A 22,504-nucleotide genomic window follows, 5' to 3' on the forward strand; every position below is an offset into this window, starting at 1 on the left:
TCCCGCTTTTAGGAGGAACTTATCATGGCCGTCGATACATCCCCCCGCACTGCAACCTGGACCTATGTCGATGGAGAATGGCTCTCCGGCAATCCGCCGCTGATTGGCCCGACTTCGCATGCAATGTGGCTGGGTTCGACCGTGTTCGACGGTGCGCGCTGGTTCGACGGCATCGCGCCCGATCTCGATCTGCATTGCCAGCGCATCAACCGCTCCGCGATCGCCATGGGGCTGAAGCCGCTGAAGACGGCCGAGGAGATCGAGGTGCTCGCCTTGGAAGGCGTGAAGAAATTCGAAGGCAAGATCCCGATCTACATCAAGCCCATGTATTGGGGCGAGCATGGCTCGCCGGGCAGCGTCGTCGCCGTCGATCCGGAATCGACCCGTTTTGCACTCTGCCTGTTCGAAGCTCCGCTCGGTGGTCATGGCGGCGTGACACTCACTGTCTCGCCCTTCCGCCGCCCGTCGCCGGAAACCGCGATGACCGACGCCAAGACCGGTTCGCTTTATCCGAACAGCGGCCGCATGATCTTGGAAGCGAAGAAGCGCGGCTTCGACAATGCGTTGGTTCGCGACGTAAACGGCAATGTTGTCGAGACTGCATCTTCCAACGTCTTCATGGTGAAGGACAGCGTCGTCTACACGCCGGTCGCCAACCGCACCTTCCTCGCCGGCATCACGCGGGCCCGCGTCATGGGCCTCTTGCGCCGGGCAGGGTTCGATGTGCGTGAGGAGACGCTTTCCGTTGAACAATTCATGGCTGCCGACGAGATTTTCACCACCGGCAACTACTCCAAGGTCGTTTCGGTCAACCGCCTCGACGGTCGCGAATTCCAGCAGGGTCCAATCGCCCGCAAGGCGCTGGAGCTATACATGGACTGGGCTTACGGCCGAAACGCCAGCGAAGAGTGATCGGACTTTACCCGAGCAATCGATCCAGTGAACCGATTACAGCGACGAATGCGCTGAGCTTAGGCGAAGCGCAAGGCAGCAAAAAGCGCAGGGCCGGTTAAGCCCTGCCCTAGGAATTCCATCAGGACTTTACGGCCGCACCGGCGTTCCGGAACGACCGGCCGAAGCGATATAGGATTGCGGCGCGAAGAAGATGCCATCGGCCTCGAAGGCTTCGAGGTCCTCTTCCTGGAGGGCCTGGCGGACTTTTGGTCTAGCGCCGACGCGGGCCATGAACCCATGTACCGCTGGCCAGCGGGTGAGGTCGATCTTGATCCAGGGCGACCAGTTCAGGCAGACGAAGAGATAGGCGTCGGCGATCGTGAAATCGTCACCGGTCAGATAGGCGCCGGCAAACCGGCCGTTCAGCCAATCCAGTCGTTTGGAGACCAGCGCATGGATGCCGGCATGGGCGCCTTCGTAAGCGGAGTTGAACAGCATTGCCATCGGCTTGTGCAGTTCGGAGGTGATGAAGTTCAAATAGGATTGCACTTGGTTGCGGGCGTAGGTTCCGGCCTTCGGCAGCATGCGTGATCCTTCCGGCGAGCATTCCGCGAGGAGCTGCACGATCGCCGGCCCCTCGGTCAATATGCTGCCGTCATCCAGCATCAAGGCCGGCACGTAGCCGTTGCCGTTGATGGCGAGGTAGTCGTCACCCGAACTCGTCCGATGCGTCTTACGATCGACTTCGACCAGCTCTATATCGAGCCCCAGTTCCCGACAAACAATGTGCGGCGACAGCGAGCATGCAGCTGGGTGCATATAGAGTTTCATCAGGTCTTCCTCCTTCTCGGCGCGGGCACGAAGCATCGCGCGAATATCCGTTGAACATTTGTACCATCTCGCATAAAATTCGCTCGGTCAAGATTTTTATGCGAAACGGTATAAAATATGAGAAGCGAGAAAAAGCAGGGCCGCCCACGCGCCTTCGATGCCAAGACGGTGATCGGGCAAGCGCGGGAGGTTTTCTGGGACAAGGGATTTTCCGCGGCGTCGCTCGATACGCTGAGCGCTGCGACGAAGCTGAACCGGCCGAGCCTCTACGGCGCGTTCGGCGACAAAGAAGAACTCTATCTGGATGCCTTGGAAGACTACCGCGAAGACAGCATGGATGTGTTGTCGGAGGCTCTCGATCCCGCTTTGCCGCTGCGGGACAACCTGGCGAGCGTCTATGCCACGGCTTTGAAAATATATCTGCACGGCGAGACGGCAGCACGCGGCTGCTTTTTGATCAGCACCGCGACGGCGGAGGCTATTCAGCATGCCCGTGTGCGTGAGGTGCTGGGCCGCAGCCTGAATGACTTCGACGACGCAATCAAGGAACGGATGGAGCTTGCGGTGGAGCGGGGCGAACTCCCAGCGGATGCCGATCCGGCGATTCTGGCACGGCTTGCTTCCGCGGTCATGCATTCGCTCGCCGTGCGGGCCCGTGCAGGCGATACGCGCGAAACGCTGGAAGCGCTTGCGCGCTCCGGCGTCGATCTCATCTGCGGTCGGAAATAATTAAATTAGGCGATGCGAAAGTAGTATTTGTGGTAAAATAACCTTGGTCGGCAAAATCACCGAGGAGGCCGCCATGAAAATCTCTATTCCCGCTTCTGTCTATGTTTTCGACTATTACAGGCTGTTTTTGCAGCTCTGTGTCATCGCGGCGACCGGGTTCGTCATCTATTCGATGCTGTTCGGATTGACGTGGTGACGTAACGTCGGAAGTGATTGAAGTGTCCGGCCCCTTATGGGGCCGTCTGCTCCTTCGGGCTGACCCACCAGCAATAAACCGCGCCGATCGCCAGCAGCACGCAGGTGCCGAGAAATACGGCGCGCATGCCGATATGGCCGCCGACAAAGCCGCCCATGACGGGGCCGACCACCTGACCGGCGAATTGCGAAGAGGTGGCCAGGCCGAGTATGCCCCCGGCTGCCGCATCCGGCACATTGTGGCGGATAACCGCGGTGATGCACGGCAGCAGCCCGCCGAGCGCAATGCCCATCAGGAAACGCAGTGCAATCAATTGCCAGGCCGCCGTCACGAACGCCTGTGGGATCAACAGCAGTGCGGCGACCGCAAGAGCTGCCATGATCACGGTCCAGTGGCCGATGCGGTCGGCAAGCTTGCCGAGCCACGAGGCTGAAAGGATGCTCCCGAGCGCGGCGACGGCCATGACCACGCCCGAAACCATCGTGACATGTGCATCATCGACGAATTGCGCGACGTAGACGGTGATGATCGGTTCGATGGACATGTTGGCGAGCATCAGCAGCAGCCCGATCGTCAGCATCGCGACGACGGGCCGCTTGTCAGGGATGGAAGCCCAGCCGCCGCTTGCCTTTGCCGCCTTCTTTCGTGCCGGCGATTTCTCTTCCCTGATAAAAAAGGTGGTCGCCAGGAACGTCAGGAAAATCACGCCGCCGGCGAGCAGGAAGGTGCCGCGAATGCCGATGATGGGCGGCAGGGCACCGCCGATCAGTGGTCCAACCAGATTGCCGGCCATGACGCCGGAGGACAGCATGCCGAGCGCCCAGGCCGAGCGATGTTTTGGCGTCTGGGTCGCGACCAGCACCATCGAGCCCGAGGCATAACCGCCGGCAAGCCCGGTGAACATTCGCAGCGCGACCAATTCCCAGACGTTGCCCGCCATCCCCATCAGCGAGATGGCCACGGTCATGCCGAGACTCGCGCGCACCAGCATCAGCTTGCGGCCATAGATATCGCCGAGCCTGCCCCACAGCGGCGCCACGAAAGCCGCGGCAAAGAAGGTGGCGCCATAGGCGATGCCGGACCATTGCACGGTTTCCGCCTTGTCGACGACGCCAAGTTCTTCGACATAGAGCGGCAGGAAGGGAAGCAGCAGCGTCATCGCCACGATGGTGGTAAAGGAGCCGAGGAGGCAGATGATCAGATTCCGCATCCAATAAGCGGTTTCCGGTTCAGCCGGCGCGGCCGCATCCCATCTTGTCTGAACAGTCATCTCTTGGCCTTTGCATTCGTCGTATAAAATAATTCCTGGCTGCCCGACGCCAGGATGTGTCCCTTCGTCGCGGCAAGCAGATCGGCGCGGGTGAAGAGATCGGGCAGATTGAGCCGGTCCACGTCGAGTGCGTAGACGGTGACGTGATAGCTGTGGACCCGCTCGTCGTTCCAGGGTGGGCAGGCACCCATGTAGCCGCCATGCGGCCCATTCGCCAAGGAGCCACCACCTGCGCCATTCTGTCCGCGCCGGCCGTGGGCGGTGCGTTCGAGCGGCAATCCGGCCTCCGGGGGACCGTCGCCATCGGCACCTTCGGGAAGTTTGGTCAGCGAAGCCGGGATATCGGCGAGCACCCAATGGACGAATTCGATCCGCTTGAACGTCTTCGGAATGCTTTTGTCATCCTTGTTGAACACTGAGAAATCGGCCGGCGCATCGGGGTCGACCATCGTCAGTGCGTAGGAGCGTGTGCCCTTCGGTCCCTTTGACCATGACAGCGCGAGGCTCCTGTTCGGCCCAGGCGCTGACTTGCCGTTCGCCGTGGCGATACAGGACGCGTTTTCCGGCAGCAACATCAGGCCATCGCTCTTTTCGAACGTGACCTTGAGATCAGCCGCCGAGGCCGGCCCGCCGGCTGCAAGCGTTGCGGTGGCGGCGGCGATTGCGCCGAGGAAATGGGTGAAATTTCGCATGGTCTTGCCCTTTCTTGTTTCAGCCCTTTCGAGCTCTCGGGCAGGTCTAACAAATCGTCCTGGCGCTCCGGTGCGCCCAAACGCTCAAAATTCGTCCGGAAACGCTCAAGCGTTCCGTAGCCGTTCGGCAAATCGGCGGGGTGAACGATAGCCGGTGGCAAGCGCTGCCTCGCGCAGCGACAATCCATCTTCGGTCAAAAGCGTGGTTGCCAAAGCCACCCGTTCGCTCGCCATAACGTCACGCAACGACGAGCCTTCCTGCGACAGGCGCCGCCGCAGCGTTGCGTTACTGGTGCCGAGTTCGGCAGCAATGAGGTCGGCGGTCCAGGCGCGGTCCGGCTGCCAGCGCACCAACGCGCGCACGGCCTCGGCCGTCGTTTCGGGCGAGGCGGGCAGGGCGCCGCGTATGCCGAGCACCATCAGCACTTCCATCAGGCGATGCTCGATCAGCGCCTTCGGCAATTCGCCCGACGCGATGCCTTCGCCGGCATGATGGATGGCTGCGGCGAGCACCGGATCGAGCGGCAGGTCGATCTGCGACGCCACGCGCCCCGGAGGAAAGGCCCGGAGCGCGCGGCGCACCAACTCGTCGGGGAAGCTGATGAAGATGGCGCGATAGACGCCGCTATGCGGATCAGGATCGTTTACGACATCGCCGCGCCAGCCCGCGGGCAACACCAGCACCGTGCCGGCCGGAAAGCGCCGACGGCGCCCCATGCTCAGCACATCCTTGAAGCCCTCGACAAGAACGACGATCGAGACCTGGGAAAAGTTCGAGCCGGCAATACGCTCGCGCTGCCGGGTAACGAAGGTGAAAAGCGTGGAGTAGCTTTTTTCGCCAACCGGCATGGTGGCCGGGCGGTTGTCTTTGCCCGCCAGGCGGCGCAACTTTTCCAATATTTGCTGAGCCTCGGGCATGACGGCGGCTTCCTGCTGATATCCATGACAGCAGTAGTCTGGACCACTCCACAGGCGATGCCAAGCCGGCAAAGCGCCTTGTCGGTTCCCTCATCTCATGATATAAAACTGATTGCATTTTGCAATCAGATTGCCGGCGATCAGATCTATATCCAATGCGGTTGCCGGATAGAGAGGAGATGCACCATGAGTACTCTTGATAATGCCCGCTGCGACACGGTGCGGCGGCTATATGCCGCCTATGTCGCACAACATCCTGACGTTGTCGGCCCAATGCTGACCAGCGATTTTACCTTTTCCAGCCCGCGCGACGATCGCATCGACCGCGACCAATATTTTAAGAATTGTTGGCCGAAGGAGAAGATCTTTCGCGCCATTCATATTGAACATCTCGTGCCGGATCGCGACGAGGTAATCGTTGGCTATCGCGCCGAAAAGATGGACGGAAGCAGTTTTCGCAATATGGAGATGATCCGCTTTACCGGCGACAGGATCGCCGAGGTAAACGTCTATTTCGGACGCAATGTCTAAGACATAGTGGGCCAGCTCGAAAAAGCCGGCCCGTTCACTCGCGTTACGCCCGGGCGCGGGATAGCGCATGGCCGCGATGGATCGTCCAGGCTTGCAGAAGGCTGCCGGCGGCAAACAGGATCACCCAGGCGAGCAAGGCCATCTGCACCGGCGGCGAATCCGGACCGTTGCCGATCGGATGCGATGGCGGGAGCCGCGAGAGCGTTTCATTAATGCCGGGAACCCAGAGCAGGAAATAGGTGAAGGACAGGCCGAACGCCCTCAGATAGGCCCGCAGCCGACCGAGAAAGCTTATTCTCCCCACCAGAATTGCGCCTGATGCCACCAGCAGGGTCACGATGCCGAGCGCGTGTCCCGGATTGAACCCACCTGTAGAAGACAGTCCGAAGGAGGTCACCACCGACAGCGCCAAACCGCCAAGATAGATCTGTCCCGATCGCATCTGGGGTTGGATGCCGCCATGCTTTGCAAAGCTGTAGAGCCCTGCAACGATCGGGACGACGCTGATGGCGGTGTGGAGTTCGCCGAGCAAGGAGAGAGGAGCGGGCATAATGAGTTCCTTTGTATATCGACTAGTAGGTAGCCTTGAGACGCGAGCTATGGACGCTTTCGGATCCTCCTCGCTCTTCGATGATTGAATGCATAACCTACTAGTTGGTAGGCTGTCAATGAATGAATGTCTGCCGTCAGTCCGTGTTGAAGCCGCAAGTCCGGTCTGTGTCTTGGTTCAGCGCGCGGTTATCACTGTTATCGCCGCCTGCAATGCTGCAGTCGGACCGCTCAGCGGCCGCGCATAGTCGTTACCCAAGAGGGCGACCGCTCCGGTCATCGATGCCTGCGCGAAGGCCACTGTCTTGGCCCCTTCACGATAGGCTGCCTCCGCCGCCTCGGCGATCCCAGCCAGATAAGCATCCTGTTTGCCGGCCCGGAACAGCACCCATGCGCCGTAGATCAGGCGGACATCAATCTCGGCGCCTGTCGTCTTCGCTGCCTCTTCGAATAGTCTCGTGGTTGGAGCGATGGTCGTCTCGGTCGTGCAAAGGACGGTGACCTTGCCGCCGGCCTCCACGGCGTTTTCGGCAAGCGCGCCGTCCGCTCTGACAATGGGTACCTCGCATCTGTCCGCCGCCAGCGATGCCGCGGGTCCAAGGGTCGAGCAATTGAGCACGACAACATCAGCATCCTGCGCGAGACGCAGAATGACCGCGGCCGTTTCCGCTTCGATGTCGGGCGTCAGTCCGCCCGCCCGTTCAGCAGCGAAAAGAAGATCGGCGCGGACATGATGATGAAGACAGTCGGCCGGAAAGCCTAGCTGCTTTGCGGCATCTTCATAGATGGAGATGTTGCTTTCGGCGGTATGCAGGCAGGCGATGATCATGGGTAATCTTTGAAAATCGAGTGGTACGGCCAGGAATCTTAGCAACTCCGCCTGCGCTTCACCATGGTTCGATTTGATCGCTTTTTTCACCATTGGCGTCCCCATGTCAGGAGCGGCAAAAATACTAGCGCAAACAAGGGTAAATTTTCCTCGACCTCATGATTTTTTGGCACGGCGCCGGTTGCCCTTCACAGCGTCCCCTCCTATGTTCCCGATCACCTGCCGACGCAATCTATTGCCAAGAGGAGATATGACCATGGCTTTCGAATTGCCTGAACTTCCCTATGATTACGAAGCGCTTTCCCCCTTCATGTCGCGTGAAACTCTCGAGTATCACCACGACAAGCACCACAAGGCTTACGTCGACAACGGCAACAAGCTCGCTGCAGAAGCAGGTCTTGCCGATCTTTCTCTCGAAGAGATCGTGAAGAAGTCTTTCGGCACTAACGCCGGCCTCTTCAACAACGCTGCCCAGCACTACAATCACATCCATTTCTGGAAGTGGATGAAGAAGGGCGGCGGCGGCAACAAGCTGCCGGGTAAGCTGGAAGCAGCCTTCGCCTCCGATCTCGGCGGCTACGACAAGTTCAAGGCCGATTTCGCCGCTGCCGGCGCCACCCAGTTCGGTTCCGGCTGGGCCTGGGTTTCCGTGAAGAACGGCAAGCTCGAGATCTCCAAGACCCCGAACGGCGAAAACCCGCTCGTTCATGGCGCCACGCCGATCCTCGGCGTCGACGTATGGGAACATTCCTACTACATCGACTACCGCAATCTGCGTCCGAAATATCTCGAAGCTTTCATCGATAGCCTGATCAACTGGGACTATGTCCTGGAGCGCTACGAAGCCGCCACGAAGTAAGTTTGCCGTCTAGGCTTGCTTTTCGCACCCGGCGCTGTCGAAGCGTCGGGTGTTTCCATATCCACCGTTTGATATCGTCTGATTGTCGTCCCGCCAGCCCCAGGGAGGCGCTGCATGTCGTCTCTATCCGCTCCACTCTTCCGTTTCGGTGTCGTCGCTGATCCGCAATATGCCGCCTTGGAACCCAATCTCGCGTTGAACCGCTACCCGGCCAAGAGCCTCGCCAAGCTTGAAGAGGCGATTGCGGAATTCAATCGACACGATCTCGCCTTCGTCGTCACCCTCGGCGATATCATCGACGGCAATTGGGAAAGTTTCGACGCGGTTTTGCCGATCTACGAGACCCTGCGGCACGAACGGCATTTTCTGCTCGGCAATCATGATTTTGCCGTCGCGCCTGAGCATTTGACGAACGTCGCAGCCCGCGTCGGGATGCCGCTAGCCTATTACGACTTTGCCCGTGCCGGCTATCGTTTCATTGCACTGGACGGCAACGAGATCAGCCTCTTCGCGCCGCCGGAGGGCGATCCGCGTCGGGCGGAAGCTAAGGCGCTGATGAAGGCTTTGCATGACGCCGGCGCGCCGAACCCGCATCGCTGGAATGCTGCCGTCAGCGATACGCAATATGCCTGGCTTGCCGCCAAATTGCTTGAGGCAAAAGCTGCCGGCGAGAAGGTGGTCGTCATGAACCACTACCCGATCTTCCCGGAGAATTCGCATAACGCGCTCGACAGCGACCGCATGCTGGCGCTGCTTGCCGAACACGATCATGTCGTCGCCTATCTCAGCGGCCATAATCATGACGGCAATTTCGGCGTCATGGACGGCACCTATTTCGTCAATTTCAAAGGCATGGTCGATACCGAAGACAGCAATGCCTATGCGATCGTGTCGGTTTGCGAAGATCGGCTGGACATTGCGGGATTCGGACGTGAGGAAAGCAGGGTGCTGGCGCTGCACGGCGCCTAACGAGATCTCGGGCATCTTTTGAGTCTCTGGGGAACGATCCGCACAGTTGAAGGTTTAAGGACGGAGGCTGCTCGGAGGCAAAGCCGATGTTTCCGACATTGCAAATCCTGACAATCCTGGTCGTCGCAGTCGCTATGGCCCTGGCGCTAGCGCATTTGCTGGAGCTGCCGGGAAAAATGCGACTGTCGAAAGAAGACTATCTGATCGTTCAGCAGATTTATTATCCCGGATTTACAATCGGCGGTGTCGCGGAGCCGCTGGGCACCCTTTTGATCCTGCTTCTCCTGTTCCTGACACCAGTGAACACGATCGCGTTCTGGCTCTCTGCTGCTGCCTTTGCCGCTATGGTCCTCATGCATGCCGTCTTCTGGTTGCTGATCCAACCGGTCAACAATTTTTGGCTCAAAGACATCGAGCTGAAAGGGTTGGGCGCGGGTTTCTTCTCTCACGATCCGTTTGGTGGTCATCGGACCGAGACCGCCGCCAAACCGGACTGGACCATGCTGCGCGACCGCTGGGAATGGTCGCATGCCGCGCGCGCCGCCTTGGGATTACTGGCTTTTATTCTGTTGGTGACCGCGGTTGCCCTCTAGCGCCGATCCTTATTCCGCTGCCATCCGCATCTCCGCCACGTCCCGCTTCGGTGGCGAACCGAACATGCGGGCATATTCCCGGCTGAACTGCGAGGCGCTTTCGTAACCGACCTGAAAGGCTGCATTCTCCACATTGGCACTGCCGGCGACCATCAGGCGGCGGGCTTCCAGCAGCCGCATCTGCTTCTGATATTGCAGCGGCGTCATTGAGGTCAGCGTCTTGAAATGCTGATGGAATGAGGAAGGGCTCATACGCGCGGCGGCGGCAAGCTGTTCGATACGCATCGGCTGGGTGAAGTTGTCGCGCAGCAGATGGATGGCATCGGCAATACGGCGCGTCTGGCTATCCGGAAGAACGAGCTTGCAGACTTCACCGCCATTCGGACCTGTGAGCATCCAGAAACAGATTTCGCGCATGATCGCCGGATAGAGCACCGGAATAGCCCTCGGAGTCGCCAACAGGTTGGTCAGTCGCACCAGGCACTCGGCAAGGGGCTGGCCGAGGTCCTCGACAAAGATGCCGAGTCCCATTCCGCCGGTCGGCTTCGGCGGCACATCGAGTTGCTCCATCACCTCGCGCATCATGCCGACCTCGAATTCGAGGGAGATGGCGATGTAAGGCTCCTCAGCGCTTGCCCGGATCACCCGGCCGGATGCGGGCAGTTCGATGCTGATGATGAGGGCCTGCATCTCGCCATAGTCGATCATCCTGTCGTTCAGCATCAATTGCTTCGCACCCTGAACGACAACACAGAGCGACGGCTTGTAGACCATCGGATGCGGCATCTTCAATTCTGTCGAGTGCATGATGTGAAGGCCGTCGATGCCGGTCGGAAATACTCCGTTGTCGCCGCCATCGCTGGCCTCGATGAATTGTATGAGCGCATCTTTGAGAGCAGACGACATCTTGGTTCTCCGGGGCAAGCTGTTGCTTTGCGGTTATCATAAGCGCGTCATTGCGCTAGGCAAGGCGTTTGGAGGAATAGGCAAGAAATTCGACAGTTCCGGCATTCAAGGAGATGGCTTAGCGGGCGTAGGCTTCCGCCATCAAACATTCCTTGGAGAAACGGTAATGACGACTGAAAATGCAGATAAATCAAACGCAAAGATCGCTATCATCACGGGTGGCAGCCGCGGTCTCGGCCGAAATACCGCTGTTCATCTTGCTCGCAAGGGCATCGACGTCATCCTCACTTATCACTCAAATCGGGCAGAAGCGGAAAGTGCCGTCTCGGAGATCGAAGCGGCTGGACGTAAGGCTGTGGCGCTGCAGCTCGATGCTGGAAATGTCGCGTCTTTCGATGATTTCGTCACCAAGGTTCGTCAGGCCCTGCAGCAGAGCTGGAGCCGCGATCGTTTCGATTTCCTCATCAACAATGCCGGCACCGGCTATCACGCATCCTTCGCCGAGACGACAGAAGAGGCGTTCGATCATCTCTGCAACCTGCATTTTAAGGGCGTGTACTTCCTGACCCAGAAGCTGTTGCCGCACCTCAATGATGGTGGCCGCATCGTGAATATTTCTTCGGGCCTCGCCCGTTTCAGCTTCCCAGGCTCGTCGGCCTACGGGGCAATGAAGGGGGCGATCGAAGTTCTGACGCGATATCTCGCCAAAGAACTCGGCCCTCGCGGCATCGCCGTCAACACGGTGGCTCCCGGTGCGATCCAGACAGATTTCAGCGGCGGTATCGTCCGCGACAATCCCGAGGTCAACAAGGTGGTCGCTTCCATGACGGCGCTCGGCCGCGCGGGCCTGCCTGACGATATCGGCCCAATGATCGCTTCGCTGCTGTCGGAGGACAATCGTTGGGTCAATGGTCAGCGCATCGAAGTCTCGGGTGGGATGGTGATTTAGGACCTGACCGTATCCCCGATGTCTCGCAACACCTCAGCCGGTCGCGGCTGGGGTGTTTATTTGCCACCCATTCACCCAGATCTGCCTCAATCCGTCGCCCTCGCCCTTGAACCATAGTCCCGCCGCCTCGCAGCCTTCGATCCGGTCGCTGCGAAAATTGCGGATCGCTTGGCGCAGCTCGCACCAGGCGACGATGTTGGCGGTTTCGGAGTAATAGATGAGGGCGATCGGGCGGATGATGCGCTCGGTGGCACGACCCAATTCGTCGCGGTAGGAGAGATCGAGTTTCTCCTCGTCGCGGATGGCGCGGCGCACCAAAGCGAGGTCGATGGCGCCGGCCGAAGGTGCGGCAAAGCCCCAGGCGTGCAAGGCATTGGCGTCGAGCGCCTGGCGCAGCGGCGGCGGCACAGCGCCCGCGATCTTGGCGCTGACGCGCTTGGCGGCGAGTTTCAGCTCATTGTCCCCGGTGCGCTCCAAGAGCGCCAGCGACAGCACGATCGCCTCCATCTCCTCGATCGAAAACATCAGCGGCGGCAGGTCGAAGCCGGGGCGCAGGATATAGCCGATGCCGCGCCCGCCTTCGATCGGCACGCGCATCGCCTGCAACGCGACGATGTCGCGATAGACAGAACGCACCGTCACCTCCAGCCGCTCGGCGATGACGGCGGCCGTCACCGGCTTTTTCGCCAGCCGCAGGATCTGGATGATCTCGAACAGGCGCGAAGCCTTGCGCATTTCATCCTCGCGATTTGAAGGCTCCTGACAACACCCTGTCAGTTGGGTTGATCTATAAAACTGCCTATCGAATTGAAAATCAACACGTTCCTCTGCGAGTTACTGGCATAGGACGATAGGCAACTGACATGAACTATAGCGAAAACCTCTGGCTCTACTTTCTCCTCCTCTTCGGCATCATCATCGTTCCTGGCATGGACATGCTGTTTGTGCTCGCCAATTCCTTGACCGGCGGCAGCAATCGCGGCCTTGCCGCCACCGGCGGCATCATGCTCGGCGGCGCTGTGCATTCGCTGAACGGTGCGCTCGGCATCGGTCTGCTGATGCATTTCGTACCGATCCTGTTCAATCCGCTGCTCGTTGCCGGCGCGGCCTACATGGCCTTTATCGGCATCACGCTCATGCGCAGCTCGATCACGGTCGGTCATGACGGACCAGCCGGCAGCCGTTCCGCCTGGCGAGCTTTTCGTCAGGGCGCGGTTACCTGCCTGGTGAATCCCAAGGCCTATCTCTTCATGCTCGCAGTCTATCCGCAGTTTTTAAGGCCGGACTACGGCCCGATCTGGATCCAGGCTGTTATCATGGGGCTCATGACCATTGCGACGCAATTTGCCGTCTATGGCGGGCTTGCGGTCACCGCCGGCCGTAGCCGTGATTTGCTGATTGCCAATCCGAGGGCGACCGTCCTCGCCGGTCGTGCCGCCGGGCTGCTTCTATTTGCGGTTTCGGTGTTCACCATTTGGGAGGGGTGGAAAACGGCGTGAAACGCGGCATATGTCTTAAATATGACGCTGATTTTGCTCAGCTCTCACCACTTTGTGACTTCATTGCCGGCGCGGAAACCGGCAAATATGTGCGCCGTAACAACGCGCCGGACCGCTCTGGCGGTCCAGATCACGTAGGGAGAGATATATGAAGTGGAAAGCGATTGTGGCTGCGACGGTCCTGGCCGGCGTTGCTTTTGGTTCCGTCGTTGCGGCCGATGGCACGCATGATTCCCGTATTGCGTTGATGAAGAAGGTCGGCGGCGCTGCCGGCGCTCTGGGCGCCATCGCCAAGGGCGACAAGCCTTACGACGCCAGTGTCGTCAAGGCGGCGCTGATGACGATCGCCGAAAACGCCAAGGCTTTCCCGGACCACTTCGGCCCAAACAGCGACAAGACTGATGCCGAAGTCAATCCGAAGGTCTGGGATAACCTGGATGACTTCAAGGCCAAGGCCAACAAGCTTTCGAGCGACGCCGAGGTTGCGCTCGCGCAGTTGCCGGCCGACCAGGCCGGCGTTGGCGCTGCGCTGAAAACCCTCGGCGGCAATTGCGGCGCCTGTCACCAGGCCTATCGCATCACCAAGAACTAGGCGGTAGGCTGGTTTCGACCGAAGAACGATTTAAGCATCCGCATCGGCTTGCTGCCGGTGCGGATTTTAGTATTTCTCGATGCACACAGGGGGTGCGAGGCATGGTTGCGCGATTTGTCCGGTGGCTGCTCTGTCTTATCGGCGTCGTCATCATCGGCTTCGGCACTTTCTATGTCGTCACCGCGCCATCGCCCTTGCCGGCGAGCCATTGGGCAAATCTCGGCGATCCCGACATCAAGAACGGCGAGCAGGTATTCTGGGCCGGTGGATGCACGAGCTGCCATGCCGCGCCGGGCGCGCAGGGCGATGCGAAATTGCTCCTGTCGGGTGGCTTGGCGCTGAACAGTCCCTTCGGCACTTTTCATGTCCCCAATATCTCGCCTGATGAGAAGGCGGGACTTGGCGGTTGGACGCTTGCAGATTTCGGCAACGCCATGAAGCGTGGCGTCGGGAAGAACGGCGAGCATCTCTATCCGGCATTCCCCTATGGCTCCTACACCCGCATGAGCGACAAGGATGTCAACGACCTCTGGGGTTTCTTGAAGACCTTGCCGAAGAGCGGCAATGTCGCGCCGCCGCATGAGTTGCCGTTCCCCTTCGATATCAGGCTGGCGCTCGGCGGCTGGAAGTTCCTCTATTTCAACGATCAGCCGCGCGTCGTCATTGCCAATGCCGACGACAAGATCAAGCGCGGTCAATATCTGGTGGAAGGCCCCGGCCATTGCGGCGAGTGCCACACCCCGCGCGACGGGCTAGGCGGCTTCCTGAGGGACCAGTGGCTGGCCGGCGCCCCGAACCCGGAAGGCAAGGGCAGTATCCCCGATATCACTCCCGGCTCAAAGAAAATTGGTAACTGGAGCGCCGGCGACATAGCCAGCTACCTTGAAACCGGCTTTACCCCCGACTTCGATTCCGCCGGCGGCTCCATGGTCGAAGTCCAACAGAATATCGCCCGCCTGCCGGCCTCGGACCGCGCCGCAATCGCGGCCTATCTGAAGGCGGCACCGGCGCGGTGAGAAGCAGGGCGATCGCCTCAGCGTCGCTTTGCCATGTAGAGGTGAGTTTCATATCGAAGCTTGAACTCTCCGCCGTACACGGCGATAACCCCCGCAAGCGCAGCAAGCAAAGCCTCCCTCCGGTCATCCGCCAGAAGCCGATGGCTTGAAAGTGTGCGAAGCAGGCCGGTGTAGCTTGCAGCGTTATGCATGCGGCCCCAAGGATAACATCGGTGCGTTGCCGGTTCGAAATATTCGGACTCGCCGAGCAGTTTCGCGAAGGGGCCGTCCGGCAGATACCAGGCTTCCGCCGGCGGGCCGGAGAGCGACGATGCGTACTGTGAATAGAGACGCGCGAATTCGGCGGCAAGCGGAGGCGTCGGCGGCATGGGCACATTGGCAAAGACAGCCAGCGTCCCGCCCGGCGCGAGCTGCTCGGCAGTCTTGGCAAATCGGACCTCTGGTGCAACCCAGTGCAGGGACTGCGCCGCCATCACGAGCTTGAACGCTGCGGTCTCGCCCAGCCAAGCCTCAAAGGTGGTTTCCGCGAAACGCACATTAGGAAATTCCGCGAGGTTTTTCCGTGCGATGCCGATCAATTCCGCGCCTGGATCTAGGGCAAGGATGGAAACGTCGCGGCGGGCAAGGCCCAGCGTTGCTTGTCCCGTGCCGCAGCCAATCTCCAGGACCGCATTGCTGCTTTCCAAACCGGAGAACGCGGCGATGTCATCGAAAACGTGCTCGGGATAGGTGGGACGAACGTCGCCATAGAGGGCTGCCACGCCGTCAAAAGTGAACCGCTGTTCCAAGGCATATCCTCGGCCGAAATCCGGATGGGAGCCTTTTTTCTAGCGCATTTTGGTTGAATTTTACAGCGCGACGAATTTGGGTTGCAGGGGCCGGGAGTGGGCGATCATGGACAGAATGGCAGAGCGCAGAATTCCTTATTTCAGCCAGTGGGAGACGCCGGATATGACCATGGCGGTGCTGGCGGAAGGAGCGCAGGCCGCATTGCTGAAGGACCCGCTTTGGGCAGCTTCCGGAGCGCGGGATGTTGAGGATTATGCCCGCTGGGCCGGCAACATCTGTGGCATGGCCTGCCTGAAAATGGTTCTTGCCGCACGCACCGGCCAAATCGTGCCGACCGTGGATCTGGCGTTGGCGTGCAGGGACTATGGTGGCTATGTCGAAGAACCGGACGGTAAGATCAAAGGACTGATCTATGCGCCCTTCGTTCCCTTCGTCAAAGATCGGTTCGGCCTGAACGCCAGGGTGGTCACCAGGATAGCCCTCGCAGACATCAGCGATATTCTGACGCAATCCGAATTTTTCATTGCGTCCGTCCACCACTCAATCCGCTGGCCCGAGACCCAGCCGCCGGCAAAGGGCGGACATCTTGTCCTGGTGACGGCGGTCAATTCGGACACGATCCGCTTTCACAATCCCTCCGGGCATGAGCCTGCGACGCGCGAAAATGTCGAACTGCCCCTGAAGACATTCGATCGGTTCTTCGCCGGACGCGGGATCGCCATCGATCGCTGACCATAGGAAGGTCAACAGCGATCCCGGCGCGGACCGCTCTCATGCAAGCGCCTGCAGATAGCGCATGCCGGTGACCGGGCGCGCCTTGAAATCCATTTGTTCGTAGAAGCGATGCGCCTGCACATTGCCTGTCGCGGCACTGACCGAGAGGTACCCGCAACCGGCCTTGCGGGCAACGTCACGAGCGCGGTCGACCAGATGCTGGCCGATGCCATGGCCGCGATGGCCGTCGCGCACGAAGAGATGATGCAGGTCCATGCCGCGCTGGCCCTCCTGCGCGCGGTAGAGCGGCACGAGGATAGCGTAGCCGATCAGCCCGTTTTCGCCTTCCGCCACCAGCGCCGTGATCCACGGCACGGAGCCGAAGAGATCGCGTTCGAGCTGTTCTGGGGTCGTGGCCGAGGGGTCGCCGTGATGGGCGGCGAGTAGCCGGATCATGTCGTTCAATTCCGGCAAATCGCGCGGATGTGCATTGCGGATCGTGATGACAGGCGGGCGGAGAAGTGAGATTTCGCTATCGTCCAGCATGGGTTTTTGCGTCCTTTTCTAATATGCCGTCAGGACGCTGCCGATACAACAAAGCCGCCTGACGGCGGCTTGTTGACAATATGATCTGTCTCGGCCGCCCCTTACAGGTACAGCCAAAAATACGAGCGATTATGGAGCGGGTGCGTGATCATGGCGGCATAGATGATCCGGAACGGCGGATTTGTCAATGGGGAGAGTCGATGCTCTCGCTCACGCACGCCATGATCCGACAATGGGCGCGCGTGGCCACGCGTCAGTCTACCGCACCCGCGCATCGCAGAGCGCGGGTTTTCTCTCGGAGATGAATATAGTATACCCCCCTATATTATAGGTGAGGCCGACATGTCCCATACCATTCGTGAGCAAGCCAAGCTTCTTTCCCGCGTCCGCCGCCTCAAGGGGCAGATGGAGGCTGTGGAGAGAGCGTTGGAGGCCGAGCGGCCGTGTGGGGAGATCTTGCAGCTCCTCTCTTCCATCCGCGGCGCCCTGACGGGACTGACCGGCGAGATACTGGAAGATCATCTGCAGGAGCACGTGCTCCAAGCCGAAAGCGAGGCGGCCCGCCGCCAGGCGGTCGACGAAATATCCGATGTGCTGAAGACCTATCTGCGCTGATCAGAGGCTTTCGCAAACCAACGGGAGACTGATGTCATGAGTAGTTCTTCGGATGCGTTGACGCATAGTCACGTATTTCTGGGCGCCGATCACAGCCGCAATGAGCGCCGCATCTGGCTGGTCATCGCGCTAACGACGGTGATGATGGTGGTCGAAATCGGCGCCGGCACGCTGTATGGCTCGATGGCCCTGGTTGCCGATGGTTGGCACATGTCGACGCACGCCAGCGCCATGCTGATTTCCGCCTTGGCCTATCTCTATGCCCGTCGCCATGCCCATAATTCGCGCTTCACGTTCGGTACCGGCAAACTCGGCGATCTCGCCGGCTTCGCCAGCGCCATCATCCTTGCCATGATCGCACTGTTGATGGGATGGGAAAGCCTGTTGCGATTGCAGAATCCGGTAGCGATCAATTTCCATGAGGCGATTGCGATTGCCGCTGTCGGCCTCCTCGTCAATCTTGTCAGCGCCTGGCTGCTGCGTGACGATCATGATCATCACCATCATGGGCATTCCCACGCGCATGGACATGATCATCACCATGCGCACGACCATCATCACGACCATGATCATGGCGGCAAGGATAACAATTTGCGCTCCGCCTATGTCCATGTCATCGCCGACGCCATGACCTCGGTTCTGGCAATTGTCGCCCTCCTGCTCGGCAGCCGCTACGGCTGGACTTTTCTCGATCCGCTCATGGGCATTGTCGGCGGCCTAGTGATCTTGCAGTGGTCCTTCAGCCTGTTGCGTTCCGCGGGTGCTATCCTGCTCGATTTCATCCCGCCGGGCGAGGACCTGCCGGACGAGATTCGGGAGGTCATCGAAACGGGTGCCGACCACATCACCGATCTGCATGTCTGGCAGGTCGGTCCCGGCCATCATGCAGCGATCGTCGCAGTGGTAACGCCAGAGCCGCGCGATCCTGCCTTCTACAAGGCACGGCTGGCCGATATCCACGAATTGTCGCACGTCACCGTTGAAGTCACGGTCAAAAAGGCAGCATAAAGTCGGCTGGAAACTGGGCGCGTCCGAGGCTTGCCATATTCCTCGCGTAGCTCAGAATCCGCATGATTCTGCTGGAGGCTTCCGCATGCCCATACTGCTTACCCGCCGCCGCCTCTTGGCAGGCTCGGTGTCGCTGTTTCCTGCGCTGACATTTGGGCCAAAAGCCCTCTTCGCGCAGGGTGCCAACGCGAGTAAGACTCCCAACGCGACCGCCCCGACGCCCGACATATCCGATACTCAGGATAAATCCGGCGCACCGGACAACGATCAGGACATGGAAGACGACCAGGGTCCCGACAATTCTCAATTGACCGACGATGCCGAAAAGCAGTTGGCGGATCTGGAAACAAAGACGGGCGGTCGTCTCGGTGTTTCCGTGCTGGATACGGAAACAAACATTTCGCTCGGCCACCGCGAAGCGGAGAAGTTTCCGTTGTGTAGCACCTATAAGGCGCTCGCCGTTGGTTTCGTGCTCGCCCGTGTCGATCAGGGTGTCGAGAAGCTCGACCGCCGTGTCACTTACGGCAAGGACGCAGTCGTCACCTATTCGCCGGAGACCGAAAAGCACGCCGGCACGGACGGCATGACGATCGCCCAGCTTTGTGGGGCCGCAATTACACTGAGCGACAACACAGCCGGCAATCTGCTGCTGGACAGTTTCGGGGGGCCGTCGGCGCTGACGGCATGGCTACGCACGATCGGTGACACGGAAACTCGGCTCGATCGGAAGGAGCCCGATGTCAATCAGGCAATCAAGGGCGATCCGCGCGACACGACGACGCCTGATTCCATGCTGGATACGATAGGGCTTTTGACGTTCGGCAATACCTTGTCAGAGACTTCGCGCGACCAGTTGTCGAACTGGCTGGTCAACAATACCACCGGGAATGCACGCCTGCGCGCCGGCCTGCCGCAGGAATGGAAGGTTGGCGACAAGACCGGCACCGGTCAGAACGGCTCCTATGCCGACGTCGCCGTCATCTGGCCTACTGACCGTGGCCCGATCCTCGTCACCACCTTTGTCGCCGAAGCAACCGCGCCCGCAAAGGATATCGAGGCCGTCTTCGCCGAAGTCGCCAAGATCATCGTGGGCATGGCGGGAGCAAAATAGTAGAATTATGAAATATAGCAAATGAAATTAAGGAGATACGACCTCGATATGAATCAGGATCGTATCGCCTTCATGTTGTTTCGAGAAAGCTCAGGCGATGGATAAGGCTGCCGCCGCGCTATTCGTTTCATCGCTGTTGTCGGCCTGATTGTTGTTGCCGAGCTGCTGCTTGATTTGATCGGCGATCTCATCATTGATCGCCTTCTGCTGATCCGCCGGCAACTGGCTGAACTGCTCTTCTGTCAAGTTGTGCTGCTCCAGATATTGAGCGCGAATCTTTTCGGCCGGCGTCATATTCGCGAGCTTGGCAAACTCGTCCAAAATATCCAGGCTCGAAGTATCGCTCGACGAATCGGAACCGTTGATGCTGGGAGCCGCGCCGCTGTTCTGATCAGCGTCGACATCGGATGTCGAAGGCGCCGTTTGCCCGGTCTGGCTGAGCCAAAAGGCAGATGAAATGGAGGAGGGGACGCCACTGGACGTAACCGACGGCGCCTGCTTCTGCTGGTTGCCGCTATCGTCAGGCAGCATGAATGGCGTGCTGTCGTCAGAATCCGTATCCTGCTGGCTTTGTACCGGGCTGCTGAAAAAACTCTGGGTGCTGTGATGAACTTTCATCGTCATGTCTCCCTGTGGGTTGGCGCGACGATGACTCCGCAAGCCTGTCCGGGGCTTGTGTGCTAAGGCCTTCTTATGTTCCGCAGAAGGTCTGCAGCACCCGCTCAGCCGGTTGAGGCGGTTCGGCATAGGGCGCGAAGGCCGGCTGGTCCTCATAAGGCCTGGCAAGCACGGTCAGCAGTGCCTCGAAGAGGGAAAAATCGCCGTCTTCGAGCGCCGCTTCGATAGACTGCTCGATTCGATGGTTACGCGGAATGAAAGCCGGATTCACCCCACGCATCCCGCGTGCACGGTCGTTGGGCAATTGCGACTCGCGTTTGATCCGCTCCCGCCAGCGAGCCAGCCATGGCGCAGCGGAGTTCGGATCTTTGAAACTGCCGGCAAAAGTGGCTTCGCCGCCGTCACTTTCAGCGAGGTCGGAGAGCCGCCGGAACGTCAGCGTGAAATCCGCTTGCTGCTGTTGCATCAGCGCCAGCAGCGCCTGGATCAGATCGAGATCGTCGTCTTCTTCGGTCGCAAGGCCGAGCTTGGCGCGCATGCCGGCAAGCCAATGGGTCTGGAAACGTTCGCCATAGGCTTTGATCACCGCATTCGCCAGGTCGACGGCCGCATCAAGCGACGGGTCGATCAACGACAGCAGCGTTTCTCCCAGCCGTGCAATGTTCCACTGGCCGATCGCCGGCTGGTTGGCATAGGCATAGCGACCGTGGTGATCGATCGAGGAAAAGACGGCCGCCGAATGGTAGGTGTCCACGAAGGCGCAGGGGCCGTAGTCGATCGTCTCGCCGGAAATGGTCATGTTGTCTGTGTTCATCACACCATGGATGAAACCGACATGCAGCCAGCGGGCGATCAGGGCTGCCTGCCGTGCGGCAACTGCTTCCAGCAGCGCAAGATAGCGGTTCTTTCTGTCCTTGATCTCTGGATAATGCCGGTCGACGACATAGTCGGCCAGGATGCGCAGACTGTCCGTATCGCCGCGTGCGGCGAAGTACTGGAAAGTGCCGACTCGGATATGACTTGCCGCAACACGGGTGAAAACCGCACCGGGCAGCACTTCTTCACGATAGACGGGCTCGCCTGTGGTGACCGCCGCCAGCGCCCGCGTCGTCGGAATGCCGAGAGCATACATGGCTTCGCTGACGATATATTCGCGCAAGACCGGCCCGAGCGCGGCTCGTCCGTCACCGCGCCGCGAAAACGGCGTGGGCCCGGAGCCCTTGAGCTGGATATCGTGGCGTCTGCCGCTGCCGTCGACGACTTCGCCAAGCAGGATCGCCCGGCCATCTCCGAGCTGCGGCACGAAGCCCCCAAACTGATGGCCGGCATAGGCCATCGCGATCGGCTGGGAACCCGGCAAGAGCTTGCTCCCGGAAAAGATCGCAGCCCCATCCCGTTCCAGCGCATCGACGTCCAACCCTAGATCGTGCGCCAAGGCCCTGTTGAATTTTATCAACTGTGGCGCCCCGACCGGCGCCGGCGCCTGTTCCGCGAAAAACTGCGGCGGCAGGTGCGCATAGCTGTTGTCGAACGGTATCGGCGGCGCGTCGAACGCGACCTTGTCGTGAAGGGGTGAGCTCATAGTCTTAAGGTAAGGCTGGAGAGGGTGCGGCGCAAGGCTTGTGAGGAGTAGGATAATATCCTACTTTATCCCACCAATGATGTGGGCCTGATTTGAGAATGCGACATGAATGAAAAATTGAGTATCACACTTCCAAGCGAAATGGTGGCCGCAATCAAGAGCCGCGTCGACGCCGGAGCTTACGCCTCCACGAGCGAGGTCCTTCGCGCGGCAATGCGGCTTTGGCTGCGGGAGGAAGCGGAATACGAAGAAAGGATCGCCGCGATCCGGACGCGGGTAAAGGCCTCGCTGGATGATCCGAGACGCAATTTGACTGGGGAAGAGGTCAAGCAGCAGCTTGGCGCGTTCTTTGACAAGCACCGCTAATCCATGAAGCGGTTCTCTGTCGAATACCGCCCGCAAGCTGTTGAAAATCTTCTCGATATCGCCGCTTTTGTGTTGGCGCAAAGCCAGAATATCAAGACGAGCGAAGGATATCTCGATCGTATCTACAGGCGCTGCGAGAAGATTGGCCATGCCCCCTTCAGCGGGGTCGCCCGAGACGATCTCGGACCCGGTATTTGCATGGCGGTCTTCGAGAAGAGCATCGTTATTCTCTACCTAGAGCGTTTCATGTTTTGTTTGAAGCATATCCAGCGTTGACAAGATAATTGGTGCACTCGTCTGGACCGATGGTCTGGACGAGTGAGCCGAGATATC

Annotated in this window: 28 protein-coding genes; 15 read left to right on the forward strand and 13 right to left on the reverse strand. The window is 59.6% G+C overall.

All coding sequences use genetic code 11. The features are described from left to right. Positions 1-24 precede the first annotated feature (24 nt). Positions 25-912: a branched-chain amino acid aminotransferase gene (locus PY649_RS25485; RefSeq protein WP_285871636.1), complete on the forward strand. Its 888-nt coding sequence runs from the start codon at positions 25-27 to the stop codon at positions 910-912. A gap of 129 nt (positions 913-1,041) precedes the next feature. On the opposite strand, the gene PY649_RS25490 is transcribed toward PY649_RS25485, so the two are convergent. Further along, entirely contained in the window at positions 1,042-1,725 is a 684-nt protein-coding gene (locus PY649_RS25490) for a glutathione S-transferase N-terminal domain-containing protein (RefSeq protein ID WP_285871668.1), read from the reverse strand. Positions 1,726-1,842: 117 nt separating this feature from the next. Here PY649_RS25490 and PY649_RS25495 point away from each other — a divergent pair, with 117 nt between their 5' ends. Continuing rightward, on the forward strand, positions 1,843-2,454 hold the full coding sequence (locus PY649_RS25495; protein WP_285871637.1) for a TetR/AcrR family transcriptional regulator: 612 nt from the start codon (positions 1,843-1,845) through the stop codon (positions 2,452-2,454). A gap of 73 nt (positions 2,455-2,527) precedes the next feature. Further along, positions 2,528-2,650 (forward strand): hypothetical protein, encoded by a 123-nt coding sequence (locus PY649_RS25500; RefSeq protein WP_285871638.1) that lies wholly within the window; start codon positions 2,528-2,530, stop codon positions 2,648-2,650. A 34-nt stretch (positions 2,651-2,684) separates the two neighbouring features. Here PY649_RS25500 and PY649_RS25505 read toward each other — a convergent pair whose 3' ends face one another. The 3 genes from PY649_RS25505 to PY649_RS25515 form a co-directional block, all read right to left on the reverse strand. Next, entirely contained in the window at positions 2,685-3,920 is a 1,236-nt protein-coding gene (locus tag PY649_RS25505; protein ID WP_285871639.1) for an MFS transporter, read from the reverse strand. Further along, entirely contained in the window at positions 3,917-4,612 is a 696-nt protein-coding gene (locus PY649_RS25510; RefSeq protein WP_285871640.1) for a YbhB/YbcL family Raf kinase inhibitor-like protein, read from the reverse strand. Before PY649_RS25510 ends, PY649_RS25505 begins: the two co-directional genes overlap by 4 nt. A gap of 105 nt (positions 4,613-4,717) precedes the next feature. After that, on the reverse strand, positions 4,718-5,530 hold the full coding sequence (locus tag PY649_RS25515) for a helix-turn-helix domain-containing protein (RefSeq protein WP_285871641.1): 813 nt from the start codon (positions 5,528-5,530) through the stop codon (positions 4,718-4,720). 186 nt (positions 5,531-5,716) lie between these two features. Here PY649_RS25515 and PY649_RS25520 point away from each other — a divergent pair, with 186 nt between their 5' ends. Continuing rightward, the gene (locus PY649_RS25520) at positions 5,717-6,061 is read left to right on the forward strand and encodes a nuclear transport factor 2 family protein (RefSeq protein WP_285871642.1); all 345 of its coding nucleotides are present in this window, start codon (positions 5,717-5,719) and stop codon (positions 6,059-6,061) included. Positions 6,062-6,104: 43 nt separating this feature from the next. On the opposite strand, the gene PY649_RS25525 is transcribed toward PY649_RS25520, so the two are convergent. Both PY649_RS25525 and PY649_RS25530 read right to left on the reverse strand, forming a co-directional pair. Further along, complete coding sequence (locus PY649_RS25525; RefSeq protein ID WP_285871643.1) at positions 6,105-6,611, reverse strand: hypothetical protein; 507 nt, start codon at positions 6,609-6,611, stop codon at positions 6,105-6,107. Positions 6,612-6,788: 177 nt separating this feature from the next. Beyond that, a complete protein-coding gene (locus PY649_RS25530; protein WP_285871644.1) occupies positions 6,789-7,532 on the reverse strand; it encodes an aspartate/glutamate racemase family protein in 744 nt (247 codons plus the stop codon). A 163-nt stretch (positions 7,533-7,695) separates the two neighbouring features. On the opposite strand from PY649_RS25530, the gene PY649_RS25535 reads away from it, so the two are divergent. The 3 genes from PY649_RS25535 (at position 7,696) to PY649_RS25545 (ending at position 9,860) form a co-directional block, all read left to right on the forward strand. Further along, positions 7,696-8,298 carry a superoxide dismutase gene (locus tag PY649_RS25535; protein ID WP_120703556.1) on the forward strand — a complete coding sequence of 201 codons (603 nt, stop codon included), beginning with the start codon at positions 7,696-7,698 and terminating at the stop codon, positions 8,296-8,298. A gap of 114 nt (positions 8,299-8,412) precedes the next feature. Beyond that, positions 8,413-9,267, forward strand: a complete 855-nt coding sequence (locus PY649_RS25540) for a metallophosphoesterase (RefSeq protein ID WP_285871646.1) — start codon at positions 8,413-8,415, stop codon at positions 9,265-9,267. An 86-nt stretch (positions 9,268-9,353) separates the two neighbouring features. Further along, positions 9,354-9,860 carry an anthrone oxygenase family protein gene (locus PY649_RS25545; RefSeq protein WP_285871647.1) on the forward strand — a complete coding sequence of 169 codons (507 nt, stop codon included), beginning with the start codon at positions 9,354-9,356 and terminating at the stop codon, positions 9,858-9,860. Between the two features lie 9 nt (positions 9,861-9,869). Here the strand turns inward: PY649_RS25545 and PY649_RS25550 are convergent, their stop codons facing one another. After that, positions 9,870-10,766, reverse strand: a complete 897-nt coding sequence (locus tag PY649_RS25550) for an AraC family transcriptional regulator (RefSeq protein WP_285871648.1) — start codon at positions 10,764-10,766, stop codon at positions 9,870-9,872. Between the two features lie 166 nt (positions 10,767-10,932). On the opposite strand from PY649_RS25550, the gene PY649_RS25555 reads away from it, so the two are divergent. Continuing rightward, positions 10,933-11,715 carry an SDR family NAD(P)-dependent oxidoreductase gene (locus PY649_RS25555; RefSeq protein ID WP_285871649.1) on the forward strand — a complete coding sequence of 261 codons (783 nt, stop codon included), beginning with the start codon at positions 10,933-10,935 and terminating at the stop codon, positions 11,713-11,715. A gap of 33 nt (positions 11,716-11,748) precedes the next feature. Here the strand turns inward: PY649_RS25555 and PY649_RS25560 are convergent, their stop codons facing one another. Beyond that, positions 11,749-12,450, reverse strand: a complete 702-nt coding sequence (locus PY649_RS25560; RefSeq protein ID WP_285871650.1) for a helix-turn-helix transcriptional regulator — start codon at positions 12,448-12,450, stop codon at positions 11,749-11,751. Between the two features lie 128 nt (positions 12,451-12,578). Here PY649_RS25560 and PY649_RS25565 point away from each other — a divergent pair, with 128 nt between their 5' ends. The 3 genes from PY649_RS25565 (at position 12,579) to PY649_RS25575 (ending at position 14,822) form a co-directional block, all read left to right on the forward strand. After that, the gene (locus PY649_RS25565) at positions 12,579-13,214 is read left to right on the forward strand and encodes a LysE family translocator (protein WP_285871651.1); all 636 of its coding nucleotides are present in this window, start codon (positions 12,579-12,581) and stop codon (positions 13,212-13,214) included. A 148-nt stretch (positions 13,215-13,362) separates the two neighbouring features. After that, positions 13,363-13,806, forward strand: coding sequence for a c-type cytochrome (locus PY649_RS25570; protein WP_285871652.1), 444 nt, complete (start codon positions 13,363-13,365; stop codon positions 13,804-13,806). Positions 13,807-13,907: 101 nt separating this feature from the next. Then, on the forward strand, positions 13,908-14,822 hold the full coding sequence (locus PY649_RS25575; RefSeq protein WP_285871654.1) for a cytochrome c: 915 nt from the start codon (positions 13,908-13,910) through the stop codon (positions 14,820-14,822). A gap of 17 nt (positions 14,823-14,839) precedes the next feature. On the opposite strand, the gene PY649_RS25580 is transcribed toward PY649_RS25575, so the two are convergent. Then, on the reverse strand, positions 14,840-15,610 hold the full coding sequence (locus PY649_RS25580) for a class I SAM-dependent methyltransferase (protein WP_285871655.1): 771 nt from the start codon (positions 15,608-15,610) through the stop codon (positions 14,840-14,842). 115 nt (positions 15,611-15,725) lie between these two features. Between PY649_RS25580 and PY649_RS25585 the strand changes: the two genes are divergently transcribed. Then, the gene (locus tag PY649_RS25585; RefSeq protein ID WP_285871669.1) at positions 15,726-16,343 is read left to right on the forward strand and encodes a cysteine peptidase family C39 domain-containing protein; all 618 of its coding nucleotides are present in this window, start codon (positions 15,726-15,728) and stop codon (positions 16,341-16,343) included. A 39-nt stretch (positions 16,344-16,382) separates the two neighbouring features. Here PY649_RS25585 and PY649_RS25590 read toward each other — a convergent pair whose 3' ends face one another. Then, complete coding sequence (locus PY649_RS25590) at positions 16,383-16,871, reverse strand: GNAT family N-acetyltransferase (RefSeq protein WP_285871656.1); 489 nt, start codon at positions 16,869-16,871, stop codon at positions 16,383-16,385. 342 nt (positions 16,872-17,213) lie between these two features. Between PY649_RS25590 and dmeR the strand changes: the two genes are divergently transcribed. From dmeR to bla, 3 genes are all read left to right on the forward strand, one after another. Continuing rightward, complete coding sequence (dmeR, locus tag PY649_RS25595; protein WP_285871657.1) at positions 17,214-17,486, forward strand: Ni(II)/Co(II)-sensing transcriptional repressor DmeR; 273 nt, start codon at positions 17,214-17,216, stop codon at positions 17,484-17,486. A 36-nt stretch (positions 17,487-17,522) separates the two neighbouring features. Beyond that, positions 17,523-18,494 carry a CDF family Co(II)/Ni(II) efflux transporter DmeF gene (gene dmeF, locus PY649_RS25600; protein ID WP_285871658.1) on the forward strand — a complete coding sequence of 324 codons (972 nt, stop codon included), beginning with the start codon at positions 17,523-17,525 and terminating at the stop codon, positions 18,492-18,494. Between the two features lie 85 nt (positions 18,495-18,579). Next, the gene (gene bla, locus PY649_RS25605) at positions 18,580-19,605 is read left to right on the forward strand and encodes a class A beta-lactamase (protein WP_285871659.1); all 1,026 of its coding nucleotides are present in this window, start codon (positions 18,580-18,582) and stop codon (positions 19,603-19,605) included. 90 nt (positions 19,606-19,695) lie between these two features. On the opposite strand, the gene PY649_RS25610 is transcribed toward bla, so the two are convergent. The 3 genes from PY649_RS25610 to PY649_RS35185 form a co-directional block, all read right to left on the reverse strand. Further along, positions 19,696-20,229 carry a hypothetical protein gene (locus PY649_RS25610; protein WP_285871660.1) on the reverse strand — a complete coding sequence of 178 codons (534 nt, stop codon included), beginning with the start codon at positions 20,227-20,229 and terminating at the stop codon, positions 19,696-19,698. Positions 20,230-20,296: 67 nt separating this feature from the next. Further along, positions 20,297-21,805, reverse strand: coding sequence for a protein adenylyltransferase SelO (locus tag PY649_RS25615; protein ID WP_285871661.1), 1,509 nt, complete (start codon positions 21,803-21,805; stop codon positions 20,297-20,299). A 60-nt stretch (positions 21,806-21,865) separates the two neighbouring features. Beyond that, complete coding sequence (locus PY649_RS35185) at positions 21,866-22,321, reverse strand: hypothetical protein (protein ID WP_432761406.1); 456 nt, start codon at positions 22,319-22,321, stop codon at positions 21,866-21,868. Between the last annotated feature and the right edge of the window lie 183 nt (positions 22,322-22,504).

The organism is Rhizobium mayense (assembly GCF_030272705.1).
Taxonomy (GTDB): Bacteria; Pseudomonadota; Alphaproteobacteria; order Rhizobiales; family Rhizobiaceae; genus Rhizobium; species Rhizobium mayense.